Source organism: Aeromonas sp. Lyrl_2, assembly GCF_051948815.1.
Taxonomy (GTDB): Bacteria; Pseudomonadota; Gammaproteobacteria; order Enterobacterales; family Aeromonadaceae; genus Aeromonas; species Aeromonas veronii.
The window spans coordinates 14,679-26,920 of record NZ_JAYJLJ010000020.1 but is presented as its reverse complement, the minus strand read 5'-3'; the positions used below and the strand labels follow the sequence as shown (position 1 = coordinate 26,920).

Annotated in this window: 10 protein-coding genes and 1 riboswitch; of the genes, 2 read left to right on the top strand and 8 right to left on the bottom strand. The window is 57.9% G+C overall.

Features of this window, described 5'->3' with window-relative positions:
- Positions 1-56: 56 nt before the first annotated feature.
- Positions 57-1,409, bottom strand: coding sequence for a lysine-sensitive aspartokinase 3 (lysC, locus tag VF684_RS16625; protein WP_019446161.1), 1,353 nt, complete (start codon positions 1,407-1,409; stop codon positions 57-59).
- Positions 1,410-1,499: 90 nt separating this feature from the next.
- Positions 1,500-1,723, bottom strand: a riboswitch (Lysine riboswitch).
- 107 nt (positions 1,724-1,830) lie between these two features.
- Positions 1,831-3,159, bottom strand: coding sequence for an amino-acid N-acetyltransferase (gene argA / locus VF684_RS16620; RefSeq protein ID WP_005345063.1), 1,329 nt, complete (start codon positions 3,157-3,159; stop codon positions 1,831-1,833).
- Between the two features lie 267 nt (positions 3,160-3,426).
- Here argA and msrA point away from each other — a divergent pair, with 267 nt between their 5' ends.
- A complete protein-coding gene (msrA, locus tag VF684_RS16615; RefSeq protein WP_139444251.1) occupies positions 3,427-4,059 on the top strand; it encodes a peptide-methionine (S)-S-oxide reductase MsrA in 633 nt (210 codons plus the stop codon).
- A gap of 261 nt (positions 4,060-4,320) precedes the next feature.
- Here the strand turns inward: msrA and VF684_RS16610 are convergent, their stop codons facing one another.
- Genes VF684_RS16610 through VF684_RS16600 form a run of 3 tightly spaced genes read right to left on the bottom strand, consistent with a single transcriptional unit; the run spans position 4,321 to position 5,582 of the window.
- Complete coding sequence (locus VF684_RS16610) at positions 4,321-4,656, bottom strand: DUF3802 family protein (RefSeq protein ID WP_005333735.1); 336 nt, start codon at positions 4,654-4,656, stop codon at positions 4,321-4,323.
- Between the two features lie 57 nt (positions 4,657-4,713).
- On the bottom strand, positions 4,714-5,202 hold the full coding sequence (locus tag VF684_RS16605; RefSeq protein WP_429218638.1) for a GNAT family N-acetyltransferase: 489 nt from the start codon (positions 5,200-5,202) through the stop codon (positions 4,714-4,716).
- The gene (locus tag VF684_RS16600) at positions 5,199-5,582 is read right to left on the bottom strand and encodes an MmcQ/YjbR family DNA-binding protein (protein ID WP_201998678.1); all 384 of its coding nucleotides are present in this window, start codon (positions 5,580-5,582) and stop codon (positions 5,199-5,201) included. The genes VF684_RS16605 and VF684_RS16600 overlap by 4 nt, the downstream gene beginning before the upstream one ends.
- A gap of 118 nt (positions 5,583-5,700) precedes the next feature.
- Here VF684_RS16600 and VF684_RS16595 point away from each other — a divergent pair, with 118 nt between their 5' ends.
- The gene (locus VF684_RS16595; protein ID WP_278173455.1) at positions 5,701-6,492 is read left to right on the top strand and encodes an alpha/beta fold hydrolase; all 792 of its coding nucleotides are present in this window, start codon (positions 5,701-5,703) and stop codon (positions 6,490-6,492) included.
- Positions 6,493-6,622: 130 nt separating this feature from the next.
- Here the strand turns inward: VF684_RS16595 and VF684_RS16590 are convergent, their stop codons facing one another.
- The 3 genes from VF684_RS16590 to VF684_RS16580 all read right to left on the bottom strand — a co-directional run bounded on the left by VF684_RS16590 (position 6,623) and on the right by VF684_RS16580 (position 12,236).
- Positions 6,623-8,056: a hypothetical protein gene (locus tag VF684_RS16590; protein WP_440174335.1), complete on the bottom strand. Its 1,434-nt coding sequence runs from the start codon at positions 8,054-8,056 to the stop codon at positions 6,623-6,625.
- Positions 8,057-8,586: 530 nt separating this feature from the next.
- Entirely contained in the window at positions 8,587-9,627 is a 1,041-nt protein-coding gene (locus VF684_RS16585) for a lipocalin-like domain-containing protein (protein WP_440174337.1), read from the bottom strand.
- 185 nt (positions 9,628-9,812) lie between these two features.
- Positions 9,813-12,236, bottom strand: coding sequence for an FtsX-like permease family protein (locus VF684_RS16580; protein WP_440174334.1), 2,424 nt, complete (start codon positions 12,234-12,236; stop codon positions 9,813-9,815).
- Positions 12,237-12,242 lie beyond the last annotated feature (6 nt).

The following is a 12,242-nucleotide window of genomic DNA, read 5'->3' as shown; positions in this document are numbered from 1 at the left end:
AACAGGGCGCCTTGCGGGCGCCCTGTTGCATGGTCTGGTTCGCCTCGCGGTGAGGGTCAGTCCAGCAACTCCTGATGGAGGCGGTTGACGATATTGCCCGCCTCGCTCTCCTTGACCAGGAAGCAGAGGTTGTGGGCGCTGGCGCCGTAGCAGATCATCCGGATGTTGTGCTCGCGCAGGGCGTCAAAGACCTGACTGCCCACCCCGTTTACTTCGCTCATCCGGTTGCCGATGAGCGCCACCAGTGCCAGACCGGTTTCCACCTCCACCTTGCAAAGCTGGCCCAGCTCGGCCAGTACCTTGTCGCTCAGGATCGGTTCGCCGTTGCTCTGGCTGCCGGTGTGATCCAGCGTCAGTGACACGCTCACTTCCGAGGTAGTGATGAGATCGACCGAGATGCGGTGACGGGCCAGAATGCCGAACACTTCGGCCAGAAAGCCGTAGGCGTGGAACATGTTGAGGCTGTGCAGGGTCACCAGCACCTGCTGGCGGCGCAGGGCGACGGCGCGAAACAGCGGGCTTGAATCTGTGCTGGCGCGGATCCAGGTACCACCGGCGGCAGGGTCCTTGGCGGAGCCGACAAACACCGGAATATTCTGGCGCACCGCCGGTTGCAGGGTGGCGGGGTGCAGCACCTTGGCGCCGAAGGTGGCCATCTCGGCCGCTTCGACAAAGCTGATTTCCGGGATCGGGCGGGCGCGGGTGACGAGGCGCGGATCCGTGGTGTAGATGCCGGGCACATCGGTCCAGATCTCGATACTGGCGGCATCGAGCGCTTCGGCCAAGAGGGCTGCGCTGTAGTCAGAGCCGCCGCGACCCAGCGTGGTGGTGCGGCCATCGCCATCGGCACCGATAAAGCCCTGGGTGATGATAAGGCTGTCGCCAAGCTGCGGGCCCAGCGTCTGCTGGCAGAGGGTTCGGGTGGTGGCCAGATCGACGGTGGCCTTGCCAAAGCGGCTGTCGGTGCGCATCAGCTGGCGCACATCCTGCCAGTGGGCCTTGACGCCGCGCTGGCGCAGCAGCTCGGTAAAGAGGCGGGTAGACATCAGCTCGCCGCAGGCGATGAGGCGGTCGGCCAGCTCCGCATCGGTATGCTGGTGAGCTTGCTGGGCCATGAGGCGAATTTCGTCCAGCTGGCCATGAATGAGGGCGCTCACATCAACAGGGTTGCCGAGATCGGTCAGAATGGCCTGCTGGATCCCGGCCAGTTTGGCCAGCTGCTCGTCGCGGCCCGCTTCGTCCAGCTCCCCTTGTGCCAGGGCGACCAGCAGGTTGGTGACACCGGCGCTGGCGCTTAGCACCACCACCCGGGTGGCGGGATTGGCCAGCACGATGTCGGCGCAGTGATTCATGGCCGGGAAGTTGGCGACACTGGTTCCGCCAAACTTGGCGACATTGATCGGGCTCATTGCTTACTCCTGTCTTATTTTAAGATTCCGGTTCCATCGGGCAAAAAAGAGAGGAGGAGGCTGAAAATGGCAGGAATGAACGAAGCTATCCCGGCCAGAAGCACTCCACCTGCAGAGCCCATCCCGTACCGCCCCTGACAGGACGCGGTGTGGGATGATCACTACCGATGACAACCCGGGGGATTCAGCCCCCGCAGCCGACGTTGAGGTCACCAGTCTCCTCACTCGTCTCGGCGCTGCTCCCCCTGACCCAAGTTCACCGGACGCTGGCGTCCTCCCTTAGGCTGCCTGGGCAGCGCTCCTCTTCTGGCTCCACCAGGGCGGTGGAGTGCATTTAGAAATACCCTGCGTTGGATTGCACTGTCAATCGAGTTTGTGAAAAAGTTCAAATTGTCGGCTAACTCAACGCAGAATCAATGGCTTAGGCAATGGTCTTTGACAAAACCTTGGAACGGCGCTGCCAGTTGTAGAGACGCTGGCGCGCCACCGGCAGATCTTCCACTTCCAGCGGATCGAAGCCCCGCTCCCGGAACCAGTGGATGGAGCGGGTGGTGAGCACGAACAGGCGGCGAATGCCAAGCCGCTTGGCCCGCTCGGCCACCTTGGCCACCAGCTGATCCCCCCGGTTGGAGTTGCGATAGTCGGGGTGGATGGCGACGCAGGCCATCTCCGCCATCGCCTCTTCCATAAAGCAGTAGAGGGCCGCGCAGCCGATGATGAGACCATCGCGCTCGATGATGGTGAACTTGTCGATCTCCATCTCCAGCTGCTCGCGGGAGCGGCGCACCAGAATCCCTTCCTCCTCCAGCGGGCGGATCAGATCCAGAATGCCGCCGATATCCTCGATGGTGGCGGCGCGGGCCTGCTCGGCACTTTCCCGCACGATCTGGGTGCCGAGGCCGTCACGGCTGAACAGCTCCTGCAGCATGGCGCCATCATCCTGATAGCTCACCAGATGGGAGCGGGGCACGCCGCCACGGCAGGAGGCAATGGCCGCACGCAGGTAGCGGGCAGTGCCGGACATCTCTTCGCCAGCCTGCTCCAGCTCCACCAGCAGCTCTTCGGCCTGCTCGGGGAAGAGCTCGGAGATGGCTTCGCCGCGCCTGTCCATTACCCCCTGGGTGCTGCTAAAGCAGATGAGCTTGTCCGCCTTGAGATCGACCGCCACCCGGCGGGCCACCTCTTCGGAGCTCAGGTTAAAGCTCTCGCCGGTGACCGAACAGCCGATGGGGGAGATCAGCACCAGACTCTTCTGATCGAGCTGGCGGGTGATCCCCTCCACGTCGATGCGGCGTACCCGGCCGCTGTGGCAAAAGTCGATGCCATCATCCACACCGAGCGGCTGGGCAGTGACGAAGTTGCCGCTCACCACGCTGATCCGCGCCCCCTGCATGGGTGTGTTGGCGAGCCCCATGGAGAGCTGGGCGGTGATGTCATATTGCAGGCCGCCACACACCTGTTTGATGATGGTGAAACTCTCGTCATCGGTGACCCGGATCCGCTTGTGGTACTGGGCCTCGATACCGGCGCGGGCCAGCGCCTCATCGTTTTGCGGACGTGAACCAAACACCAGCACCAGGCGTATGCCCAGTGTCTGCAGCAGGGCGATATCGCTGACGATATTGGCGAAGTTGGGGTGGCAGATGGCTTCTCCCCCCATCATCAGCACAAAGGTGGCACCCCGATGCACATTGACATAGGGGGTGGATTGCCGGAAGGCATTGACCAGACTGGGTTCGCGTTCACGCACTTGATATTTCTTCCATAAAAAAACAGCGACTGGCTCAATATATGAAAATTAATTCACAAATCAAGACTAAATATTGATTTTGGCCGTTCTGGTCTACGAGGGGCGGCTTGGCCGTGCGAATTGGGAACGTGTGGCAGGAAGCGCAGATGGCCGTTGGGGCGAGCAGGGAGGGGCCTGCCGGTTGATCCGGCGCGATAAACTGCTATCTTCGATGCTCCTTTTCGTCAGCTGTGTGATTTCACAGGGTTTTATACAAGGACAGAATTCATGGAACAGATTATTTCACCGGCAGATGCCCTGCCGGGACGACGCGAAGCGATGGTGATTGGTCAGCAGCATGCGGTGAATGGCAACCCGACCCAGGGGCCTTGGCCCGAAAACATGGCGATCGCCTGGTTTGGCATGGGCTGTTTCTGGGGTGTGGAGCGCCTGTTCTGGCAGCAGCCGGGCGTCTACTCCACCGCGGCCGGCTATCAGGGCGGCGTGACCCAGAATCCCACCTACAAAGAGGTGTGCAGCGGCCTGACCGGCCATGCCGAGACGGTGCAGGTGGTGTTTGATCCGGCGGTGATCCGCTACGGCGATCTGCTCAGACTGTTCTGGGAACAGCACGATCCGGCGCAGGGGATGCGTCAGGGCGGGGACATTGGCACCCAGTACCGCTCGGTGATCTTCTATGGTGACGAGAGCCAGCAGATCATTGCCCAGCAGAGCATGGCGGCCTATCAGCAGGCGATGGCGGCAAGCGGCGACAGCCGGGCCATTACCACCCGCATTCTGCCGCTGGCGCCCTTCTACTACGCCGAGGATTACCATCAGCAATATCTGGAGAAAAATCCGGATGGCTACTGCGGATTGGGTGGCATTGGAGTCTGTTTGCCGCCCAGCCTGAACCGCTGAACAGGTTTGTAGTCGATTTCTTAATAAAAGTGAAAATAAATGGTCGGAGGAGGGAACTTATTGCGACCAGTCGGGACTAACTAGGTAGCGTCCAGGGATCGGATGCAAAGTCCAGACACATTTCTTGCCTTGATAACCGCCTGATGAATGAACGCACTGGCGGGTTGAAAATGATAGCAAGCAGGGCTGCCCACCAAGGCGGCCCTTTTCCTTATCTGCTGTTCTGAAATCTTGCGTTGGGCGGGAAAACCGGACGGCAGATCAGCCGATGGCGCTGTCGAACAGGTTCTTGATGAGATCGATAAACTCGATGAGGAAGGTTTTCTGTTCCGGGGTAGGGGCGCGCAGCCAGACGGCAGAGAGCACCTCTTCCAGATCGGCGACCACGGCGTCGGCCTCCTGCATGATGGCGAAACGCACCTTGGGATCGAGCTGGGGGTTTTGCTCGCAAATGGCCATCAGGTTGCTGGCAACACGGCCACTGACCAGATCTTCGATGGTCTCTTCACCATCGTTCTGCTGTTGGGATTCAAACAATCCCAAACTCTCCACCAGATACTCGATCAGCGAGATATAGCCTTCACTTTCTACCACCATGGTTGCTGCCTCAATACAGTAACAATACGAAAATTAAGCGTATTTTAGTGGCTTGCCCTAGCTTGGCAAGCAGCAGTGCAGGCGATGGCGCGTAAAACTGACTCCACCCCGCTCCACGCACTCCAGCCCGGTCAACGTAAAGCCATGTCGTAAAAATAGCTCATAACTGAAGGCGCTGGCCTCGGTGGTGATTAGTGTCATACCGAGCCCTCGGGCCCCCGCGAGCGCCGTGGTGAGCAGCAGATTGCCCAGTCCCTGGCGCTGATGGCCGGCGCTCACATAGAGCAGACTGAGGTGGCCATCGGGGCTCAGGGTGACAAACCCGAGGGGCACATTTGCCTGCTCCGCCACCCAGCCGTGGTGCTCGCGCAGCTGGCTGACAAAGCCCGGATGTTGTGAGCCGAGGGCCCACTGCTCCACCTGCTCGGGGCTGTAGTGCTCGGGGCCGCTGCGTCGCACCGCCTGCTCAAACAGGCTCACGAGGGCGGGGATATGTGCCTCGCCAAGGGGGACAATGCAAAGTGCTGGACTAAGTGCTGGGGTCATAAGGTCGGGTCGTCAGTGGGGGAGAGGGGGCGCGGCGCCTGTGGCCGTTTGGCTTTGGGCAGACCCGCGACAACCCGCTCATAGGAGTGGTGCACCCAGCCTTGCCACAGATCATCCGGCAAGGTGTTGTTCAGGGTCACTGTGTTCCAGTGTTGCTTGTTCATATGCCAACCCGGTTTGACCTCGGGGTGGATCTCGCGCAGCAGCAACGCCAGCTCGGGCTCGCATTTGAGGTTGATGGTAAGCGGTTCGGCCTGCCAATCCACCAGCGCGAACATCTTGCCCGCGATGCGGTAGACCAGGATCTCCGGGCCAAACGGGGTATCTTCGGTGGCGCCCGGCAGGGTCAGCAGAAAGTGGCGCAAACGGGTCAAATCCATGGAAAGTTCTCGCGCAAGGGGTGATCCGGGTCATGTCAGGCGCATATCTATCGGCGGGCCTGTTCTGTTAATATGCGCGCAGCCGAGTATACCCCCCATCACCAAGGGAGCCTATTGGATGTTGTATCACAAGACTTTCGAACTGGGTCCCGAGCGGGATTGGGTGGTGTTTGTCCACGGCGCCGGTGGCAGCTCCTCCATCTGGTTCAAGCAGCTGCGCGCCTATCGCGAGCACTTCAACGTGCTGCTGCTGGACTTGCGCGGCCACGGCCAGTCCCACCAGCTGCAACAGGTGGTCAAGGGCCACTACAGCTTTCGGGAAGTGACCGAAGATATCGTTCGGCTGCTCGATCATCTCGACATCCGCCGCGCCCACTTTGTCGGCATCTCCCTTGGCACCATCCTTATTCGCCATCTGGCCGAGCTCTGTCCGGAGCGGGTGAAAAGCATGGTACTGGGGGGCGCCATTTTGCGGCTCGATATCCGCTCGCGGGTGCTGGTGCAACTGGGCCGACTCGGCCAGCACTTCCTGCCCTATATGTGGCTCTACCGGCTGTTTGCCTTCATCATCATGCCGCGCCAGCACCATCAGGAGTCGCGCAACCTCTTTGTGCGCGAGGCTCGCAAGCTCTGCCAGAAAGAGTTCAAGCGCTGGTTCCGCCTCGCCACCGAGGTTAACCCGCTGATGCGTTACTTCCGCGAACGCTCCCTGCCCATTCCCACCCTCTATGTGATGGGGGAGGAGGATCATATGTTTCTGGCACCGGTGCGCGAGCAGGTGGCCCGCGATGCCAGCTCCTCATTAGCTGTGATCGAACAGTGCGGCCATGTCTGCAATGTGGAGCAGCCGGAGCAGTTTAATCGTCGTACCCTGGCATTTATTCAATCGCTGGGGGGCGGGAGGAACTAATCATCTGTGAGCCTACTCTCCTAATTATCAGCCAGCTGTTGGCAGGATATTAATAATGAAATATTAGAAAAGTAGGCATGAAAGATTATCTGGATAAAGTATTTGTCATTTATGTGTTAAGCACATCACCTTAACTAATTAATAAATTGAATCGGTCCCTCAAAATTTTATATTCATTTAATTTAGATGATTCTTTTCTTTCTGAAATAAGATTGATGATATCATCATCATCTAAGGCGATAATAAACCCACGAGAATCTTTTGCTGTATCAATGCATCGCAAAAATAAACGTTCCTTATCCTCTATCTCTCTACATGTTAATATACCAACTTTCCCTCTGTTGGGTGAAAATCGGCCAGACAACTGATCTATTTCTGGATTTCCAATCTCCTTTCCATAGTTCTTGCACTCTACGAATATCATTGAGCTTGGGTAGTGTAATGATAGCCATGCAAAAAAACCATCTCTAGCTTCATTCGTATATGTAATATCTATTCTTTTACGCCCATCATGAATGTTCTTCTGTTTTGTGGGGTAACATAAAGAAGGGTACAGCAACGATGTGAAGATTTTTTCTATAATTATTTCGTACTTGCCAGCAGAATCTTTACCTGTTGGGATTGATCTTAATTCATTGATGAGAGAGTCCCAATCAGGTTTATCAGATTGCTCTACTTCTGATAAGTCCTCATGAGTTAATGGTAGTGGGGCTCTGGAACTTTTCTCATATCTATATTCATCTAAAATATGAGGGCGTTTTAGTGTTTCGGTTACTACGGCTAACTTATCAGATCCATATTTTTCCATTAACGCTTTTTTGGTAACACGTTCAGTACCATTTTTTAATAGCTCGACTAATGATGTTCTTGCCCTAAGTTCTTCTATTTGCATCTCTGGTAATAAAAAATGCCTATAATACTCATCATATTGATAGGAGACTTTCTGTCTAACCAATAGTTTAGGAACTAAGATAACTTTTCCATAATTAGTTAGTGGTAAGGATACAAAAGTATTTTTCCATTCACTTTTTACTGGATTCCACATGGGGCCTGAATCAATGTGGTCTACAAGTGGTATTCCATAATATTTACACATATCCTGAGTATATTTGATTAAAGGTCCTCTCAAAATGTTACAAACAGCATCTGATATCATGTCGGTACCAATACCTTTAATTAAAAGACATGTATCTTCCAAGTCCTGTAACAATCCAGTCAATGAGGCTTGGCTTTTTGATAATGCACCCCATACGGAAATAGCAGATAATTCTCCGAAAGCGTGGCCTCTACTGGCTCCTTGAGAGTATCCTAGATGAAATTCATTGCGTTCATTAAGTGATGATAGAAGACTTTGCGCTTTTTTGTTATTCCCATTCTTAATGTTAAATAAGACAGTTTCAAAAAAACTTTGTAGGAGTGAAGAAAGTTCATTTCCCCAAGCTGAATTCAATGATTTGATACTTGTAGGGTCAAGAAAAACAGGAATGTCTGTATCTAGTCTAATATCTACAAAGTCAAGATAAGGTTGTGTTTTTCCTAAACTATAATATTCAGAAATTTTCATTATTTTAGCCTTGCGTTGTTATTTTGGAATGTATTTTTTATTGGCTTATGTTTCATAAATTAGAGTATGCAACATACTACCCCATAAATTTAATATATCTGAAAGCGTACTTTTAAGATTGGCACGGTGTATTTGTGTGGTAGTGGGTAATGGGATGGCTACCGCACGGGGTTACAGCTCCCAGCTTGCTGCTTTTAATCAGATTGGACGTTGATCAAACATCGGCTTACCTTGGCTGCTTTTGGGGCTGCGGGTGCCGGATGGGCAAGATATCAAACGATGACCAATTTAAGTGAGTAAAAAGTTAGTTATTGCTCGGATTTTGAAAGGTTTTTTGACAAGGATCAGACTTGACCCAAGTTGGCTGCGGGTTGAGTGGGTGGGGTTGTTCGATAAACAAACAGATAAGACATCCTTGGCTACTGGCGCCAAGTGACAGAAGTGGCTGGGCAATATCACAGTGATGCCCTGTTATAAGGGCGATTTGTTTTTAGGTCATCGAGCAGACCGGCCACGTTTGTCGAGGGTGTTCAGTAGCCGGTCATCTCCAGATAGCCGACCCCCTTGGCATCCCCCGAGACAGAGACCGCACCCTCCCAGTAGTCAAAGCGACCTGTCATGGCCTGATTGGGCTGACGGGCTTTGATGGTGAGGCTCATTCCGGCGGCGTTTAGCTGCCACTCGACGGGGTAATCCTGCCCCTTGGGGCCGCGCCAGGTGTTGCCCGGGGTGAGGCGAATCGCGTCGGGGGCGAGCACCCGGCTGCTGCCATCCTGTTCAATCAAGATGCCGTAGCGGTTCTCGGGCTCAGTGCGTCCCGATTTAGTGCGCAGGCGAAACAGCATCAGCTCGCGGCCATCGGCCAGTTGCAGCGAAAACCAGTCCCAGCCCGATTGCCATTCGGCTAATACCGAGCTGCTCCACTCGTGATCAAACCACCCTTGTCCGGTGACGGTGCGGGTCTCGCCATCGCGAGTCAGGGTGCCGCTCAAATGCAGGCGTGGGTAGGAGTAGTAAAAGGAGGCGTTGCCCGGGCTCTTCTCGCTGTAACCGGCCTTGCCTTGCAGCACCAGCGGTTTGGCGGCAGTGACGGTGAGGTTCAGCACGCCAATCTTGCTCTGCACCTTGAGGGTGGCGGGGAACATCGCTGCCCCTTGCGAGGCAAGCCGCCACTCCCTGAGCCAATATTGACCGCCGCTGGCCCCCGCCAGTCCCGGCCCCTGCCGACTGGCCCGTTCATCTTGCTGGTGGCTGCCACGGTCGAGATCCGTGATGGCAAACTGGGCCAGCCAGAGCTGGGGGGTGAGCCAGGGGTTGCCTGTGCGGAGTTCTTGTTCGATGCCCTGGCGAAACAGAGTCCACTGCATGCCATATTCGCGCCCCTGTTCATCCTTGAGGTTGCCGGTGAGATACCACCACTCGGAGCGGTAATCGGGGTGGGCGGCGTGATCCTCCGGGAGCTGGATAGTTTGCCCCAGCAGCACCTTTTTAAAGCTGTCGTTGCCACCGCCGAGCAGGGCGCCCAGATCGCTGGCCTGCGCGCTGCCGCTTATGGCAATCAGCGGGATCAAGAGGGTGGCGAGCCACAGGAACCGTAAAGAGGACAAGCTTCCCCTCACCCTGGCCCTCTCCCAAAGGGAGAGGGGATGGTTCAATGCCGCACTGTGATCTTCTATGCGCTGAAGAAGGGGCGGAGAGAGGGACGTGGTTAATGAGAGCTTTAAGCCATGGCTGAGCCAGTGCGCTAACCGATATGTCATACCACTCTCCTTGCCGCATACCAGGAGGCCAATGCGCCACAGACCGGCGCCAGCAACAGGGCGGTGACCGCATGAACGGGGGCGGCCTCGAAGGCGAGGCGCCAGCCAAAGGCGCGGGGATTGACCACCTCGATCAGCACCCAGGCAAGGCCATATCCCACCGGCAGGGCCAGCAGGGCGGTGAGCAGCCCCAATCCCGCCCCTTGCCACACCAGTAGCTGGCGGCAGTGGCGGGGGCTCAAACCCAGACTCTGCAAGGTCTGCAGCTCGCCACGGCGCGCCAGCCCCAGCACCATAAAGGCCGAGCCGATGCCGACAAAGGCGATGCCGAGGATCAGCAGTTTCAATAGCTCGGTCACCACAAAGGTCTGGTCAAACACCTTGAGGGCCGCGCTGTGGATGGCGGGGGCGGAGAGCAGATTGAGCTGCTCGCCAAAGCGCTCGCGCAGACGGTCGGCCAGCTGCTCGGGGTCGTTGCTAAAGAGGGCGAGGGATTGCACCGCCCCCGCCTCGAAGGCGTGCAGGATCTGTCCCTTGTCGCTGCCGTAGTCCTGATAGACGCCGGTGACGGTGAACTGCCTTGGCCCCTGCTCGCCGCTGATCGCCAACTGCTGGCCCACCTTGACCCCGAGGCGCACCGTCAGCGGTTCGCTCGCCAGCACTTCGTCGGGACGGGTGGGCCAGCGTCCGGCCAGCAGCGGATAGGCCGCTTTAAGCTGGGGGATAAAGTCCATCTGCACCCACTCGATGGGCTGCCCCTGCCAGCGGGCAGGGTGCACCGAGCGGCGCGAGGCGGCGCTCACCAGAGGATTGGCGAGCAGGGTCTTAAGGGTCGCTTCGCTCAAGGTGCCCTTGTTGCCCGCCACCCCCTTGGGGGCGGTGACATAGAGGTCGGCGGCCAGACGCTGGCCGAGCCAGATCTCCACGCTGGAGCGAAAACTCGACACCATGACCCCGATGCCGATGGCCGCCGCGATGGCCAGCTGCAACGCCATCACCGCGATGGCGGTGCGGTCGAGGTGATAGAGGGTCTCGGCCACCCCGAGCCGGGCGGTGAGGGGGCCGTCCGCGCGCCGTCGCAACCAGCCAAGTAGGCCGCGCAGGGCATCGGGCAGCCAGAGCGCCATGGCCAGCAGCCAGCCTCCGGCGATAAACAGCGCACCGGTCAGACCCGTTTGCGGTAGCCACAGGCACAAAGCGCACAGCAGCAAGATGGCGATGGCCAGCACGCGCCGTCGCCACGGGTGAGCGGGGGGACGGCTGCTTCCCGCTCGCAGTTCGAGGGGGGATTGGCGCAGCAGTTGCCACCAGCCGGGCAGGTTGGCGGCCAGCGTGCCGAGCAGCCCGATCAACAGCGCCTTGAGCAGGCTCACGGGGGAGAGGCGCAACAGATCGATGGGGTTGGGCCCATAGAGATCGGCCAGCGCCTGGGTCAGTTGTCCCATCAGTGCCAGTGCCAACAGGCTGCCGAGCAGCACCCCGAGCAGGGTGCCGATGGTGGCAAGAATAAGCAGCTCCAGAATGAGCCAACGGAGCACCCGACTCGGCCCCATCCCCAGAATGATCAACTGGGCCAGCTGGGGGCGGCGCACGCTCTGGACAAATCGCTGGGCGTTGAACACCAGAAACAGTCCCACCGCCATGGCGAGCAGTGACAGCGCCGTCAGGTTAAGGGCCAGCGCATCGCCAAGCTGGCTGGCATCCAGCGCCGGGCTGATGGGCTCAAGCCACAAAGGCTGGTTAGGGTAGCGGGTTTGCAGGGTGGCCTGCAGGGTGCGAGCCTCGGCGTCGCTTAGCTTGAAGACGATGCGATCGAGCCGACCCGCTTTATCCAGCAACGGCTGGGCGAGGCCGATATCGGTTATCAGCAGCCGCTCCATGGGCACGGCGCCCGGCTCGAAGGTGCCCGCCAGCGTCAGGGTTAGGGCGCTGGCGCCATCGCTGCCGCTCAGCACAAAGCGGCGGCTCTGGCCCGCTTGCCAGCCAAGGCGATCTGCCTCGGGGGCCGCCAACCAGATGCTGTCGGCCCGGTTTAAGGAGAACGCAGGTTCGCTTGCGGGTCGGGCGCCAAACAGCTGGCGCAGGGGGCCGGGGTTGAAGAGATCCATTCCCAACAGCTGAAAGCTGCGCCCCTGCTCATCTTTGAGCCAGCCATGGAGCTGGGGCATGGCATCGAGGGCGGGTTGGCTGGTCACCAGTTGCACGTAAAGCTGCTCATCCAGCCCGCCAGCGGGGGCCAGCCGGTAGTTGGCTTCTCCTGCCAGCTGGCTGCGGGCGGCGACAAAGTTGGTGCGGGCACTGTGATTGAGTAGCTCGATGGCCACCACCAGCGACACTCCCAATACCAGCCCGGCCAGACTCATCAGCAGCAACCAGGGGTGACTGCGATAGAGGCGCAGCAGCGCTTTGAGTGGCAGCATCAGCGT

Bases quoted from the DNA above. Each gene is read 5' to 3' on its own strand.
- lysC (WP_019446161.1), bottom strand. From the start codon at position 1,409: ATGAGCCCGATCAATGTCGCCAAGTTTGGCGGAACCAGTGTCGCCAAC.
- msrA (WP_139444251.1), top strand. From the start codon at position 3,427: ATGGAACAGATTATTTCACCGGCAGATGCCCTGCCGGGACGACGCGAA.
- VF684_RS16610 (WP_005333735.1), bottom strand. From the start codon at position 4,656: ATGGTGGTAGAAAGTGAAGGCTATATCTCGCTGATCGAGTATCTGGTG.
- VF684_RS16605 (WP_429218638.1), bottom strand. From the start codon at position 5,202: ATGACCCCAGCACTTAGTCCAGCACTTTGCATTGTCCCCCTTGGCGAG.
- VF684_RS16600 (WP_201998678.1), bottom strand. From the start codon at position 5,582: ATGGATTTGACCCGTTTGCGCCACTTTCTGCTGACCCTGCCGGGCGCC.
- VF684_RS16595 (WP_278173455.1), top strand. From the start codon at position 5,701: ATGTTGTATCACAAGACTTTCGAACTGGGTCCCGAGCGGGATTGGGTG.
- VF684_RS16590 (WP_440174335.1), bottom strand. From the start codon at position 8,056: ATGAAAATTTCTGAATATTATAGTTTAGGAAAAACACAACCTTATCTT.
- VF684_RS16580 (WP_440174334.1), bottom strand. From the start codon at position 12,236: ATGCTGCCACTCAAAGCGCTGCTGCGCCTCTATCGCAGTCACCCCTGG.